At 43.0% G+C, this 2,967-nt stretch carries 2 protein-coding genes; both read left to right on the top strand.

The window, feature by feature from the left end; translation table 11 throughout:
• Positions 1-411: 411 nt before the first annotated feature.
• Entirely contained in the window at positions 412-2,145 is a 1,734-nt protein-coding gene (locus HMPREF0083_RS15245) for an S-layer homology domain-containing protein (RefSeq protein ID WP_021622430.1), read from the top strand.
• A gap of 39 nt (positions 2,146-2,184) precedes the next feature.
• Positions 2,185-2,967: hypothetical protein (locus HMPREF0083_RS28770; protein WP_021622429.1), on the top strand; the 783-nt coding region annotated here is incomplete at its 3' end.

Raw genomic sequence — 2,967 nt, 5'->3', positions numbered from 1 at the left:
TTTTCTAGTCTCTGATTTTCTCCTTCTTTTCTTATCTCCCACCACAAAAATGTGTCGATGTATCCAATCAGATGTATATAGTTTCAATTGTCAATTTGTCAGCTATATTCAAGGCTACAAGAACATATGGATTGATCCAGTCAAACGGATATAAGTGCTGCTCTCATGGAGCAGCTTTTTTTATTGAATGGAAAAGTGGAATTTTTTAGTGGGCACTTTCATTATACTATTTCATTTTCGATATAATTTATCATTTCATGAGCGTTAATCAAGATTTTATGATGAATTTTAGGTACTTTGTACGTTTTCATTATCCTACATATGTAATAGAATATTCCAGAAGATCCCTGTTTTTCTTTAAAAAGAAAAACTGGAAATCTTCCGATTATAAGAAAGAAAGGAGAAAAACCTATGAAAGTAAAAAAGAGTTACAACAAGGTTCTGTCGACGGCCGTCATCCTTTCTATGGTGCTGGGCCCGACATCCGCACTGGCCGATACTTCGGCATTCAAAGACTTGAACCAGGCAGCTTCCTGGGCACAGGGCGGCATCATGGAGGCCAAAAATCGTGACTTAATGAAAGGTGACAATAACGGCAACTTCCGTCCGAAAGCGCTTGTCACACGTCAGGAAGTTGCCTCCATACTGGTAAACATCCTAAAGCTGGAGGAGCCGAATGTGCAGGTGTCTTCCTATACAGATGTACCGCCAAATGCCTGGGGAATGCGGGCGATTGAAGCAGTGAAGAATGCGGGCATTATGCGCGGTGATGGTAATGGTAAGTTCCGTCCGAACGCACCGGTTACAAGAGAAGAATTAGCGGTTGTACTGGTGAGTGCCATTAAAGCGGACACGATAGGAAAAGGCGGCAGTCTGGGAGTGGCAGATGCTGGAAAAATTAGTTCCTGGGCTAGACCTGCGGTACAGGTAGCGATGGAGAAGGGCTTGCTGCGTGGTGATGGCAAGAACTTTAATCCGAAGCAAAACGCACCGCGTCAGGAAGTCGCGATTATGGCGGTAAACCTGGCAAATGCGTTGCAGCAAACGCCTGCGCCTGCACCTACACCGGCCCCAACGCCATCTGCTGAAACGATAGAAGCGAAGGTGGAGAGTGTCACAGATAGCGCGATTACATTAAGCGGCAAATCATATGATTTGTCGAGTGATGTGAGAGACCTGCTGAATGACAAAAATAGAGAGGCTCTTAAAAATGCGACGATAAAAGTTGAGACGAAAGACAAGACCATCACAAAGGTTACATACCTGGAGCTCACGGCGTCCGGACAATCAGCCAGATCGGGCGAGAAAAAATTCAGCGATAATGTTGTGCTGGATGGGGGTACAGTCAACGGCGACGTGAAAGTGAAGGGCGATTATGTATCCTTGAAAAATGTGAGAGTGAAGGGCGATCTAGAAATCACTAGAGACGTATCCCGCGGCTTCTACTCCTACAAAGTAATCGTAGATGGTAAGACGAAGGTAAATGGGGGAAATAGTGAGGCCGTTACTTTTGAATCGGCCGAGCTTGGGAAGGTCGAGATTAATAAGAGAGATGTACGTGTAGAAGTAACTGGTAGTATGAAAACAGACGAGATTACGGTTTTAGATAATGCTACCCTTATTGCGGATAGTGATATCACCCTTTCACGGGTAACTGTTAAAAATGATGTATCTTCGATTGAAGTAAGAGCAAAAATTACAACGCTTGAGATTGAGAATAGAAATACGCGCCTAACGCTTGGAGACAAGGCTCGTATTGATAAGCTGATTCTTGCTTCCTCTGCCAATGTGGGAGATGTAGTGAAGAACTATCAGGATGTAAAAGGAAGAATTGATCAGGTGAGCTATACGTCCTCTTCCGGAAGCAGCCGTGATCGTGACCGTGGCAGTGGCAGTTCTTCTAGCTCGGAAGTGACGTATACGAAATCGGAAGATTCTTTAGGAACAATATACAAAGATGTGAGAATTTCCGGCAGTAACATCACGATTAAAAACGGCACGATTAAGGGCAATGTATTAATTACATCCGGCTCCAAGGACGTAACATTAAGGAATGTAAGAATTGAAGGCTCTTTAACGATGACAGCATCCAATTCAACAACGTTAGATGATGTAACTGTAACAGGACAAACCATTCTTCAATAGGGATAGAAAGGCTAGCACACGTAAAGGAGGAAAGAAAACATGTCAAAAAGAAAGAGTAAAAAAATACCTGCGATAACCGTTATGTCGACACTGGCAGTTACGGCTTTGGCATCTTCCGTATCGGCTGATACGATTATAAGAAATTCTACTCTCAATGGCTTGCAGGTTTCAAGCGGTGCTTCAAATGCCAATATTAATGCTCAAGGTAAAATTACAAGCATTTCAGGTGATGTAGTTATTAAAGCACCAACTACACTTAAAGCGGATAGTGATGCAACGAATCCTTTTAAAGATGCCAAAGTCGTTATTGAGACGAATGGTACTGTTACGATAGAGGTTCCACTGAAGGAAGTGCAAATTAACAGCAATGCTACGATTAAGCTTACTCCGGGTAAGGGCAGTATCGAAAGGGTAAGCGTAGCACCAGGAAAAAACCCTGATTTGCCTCCAAGTGTACCAGGTGTAGGGAGTGCACCTAATGTTTCATTAAGTATGGAAACTGGAAAGATCACAAAAGGTAAAGTCAAGCTGGTAGGTACTGATAGTACCATGGAGTATCAAATAAAAGCAAAGGACTCAGACTCATGGGGAACAGCTTGGACTTCCATTACTGGCAGGGATATTGAGCTCACAGCTTCTAAGGATAATGTGATTCGTGTTCGAGTAAAAGCAACAACAACAACGCTGGCATCCCAAGCGAGGGAATTAACAGTAAGAACAGAGAACATCGGAAATCCAGTAGTAGTGGATAAGGCTGCATTAAAAGCAAAAATTAAAGAAGCTGAAGAGTTAAAAGAAGCAGATTATACATCAGATAGCTGG

The sequence above is a fragment of the Aneurinibacillus aneurinilyticus ATCC 12856 genome (assembly GCF_000466385.1).
Taxonomy (GTDB): domain Bacteria; phylum Bacillota; class Bacilli; order Aneurinibacillales; family Aneurinibacillaceae; genus Aneurinibacillus; species Aneurinibacillus aneurinilyticus.
Note: the sequence above shows the minus strand (reverse complement) of the source record. Positions and strands in the feature narration are given on the sequence as shown.

Bases quoted from the DNA above. Each gene is read 5' to 3' on its own strand.
- HMPREF0083_RS15245 (WP_021622430.1), top strand. From the start codon at position 412: ATGAAAGTAAAAAAGAGTTACAACAAGGTTCTGTCGACGGCCGTCATC.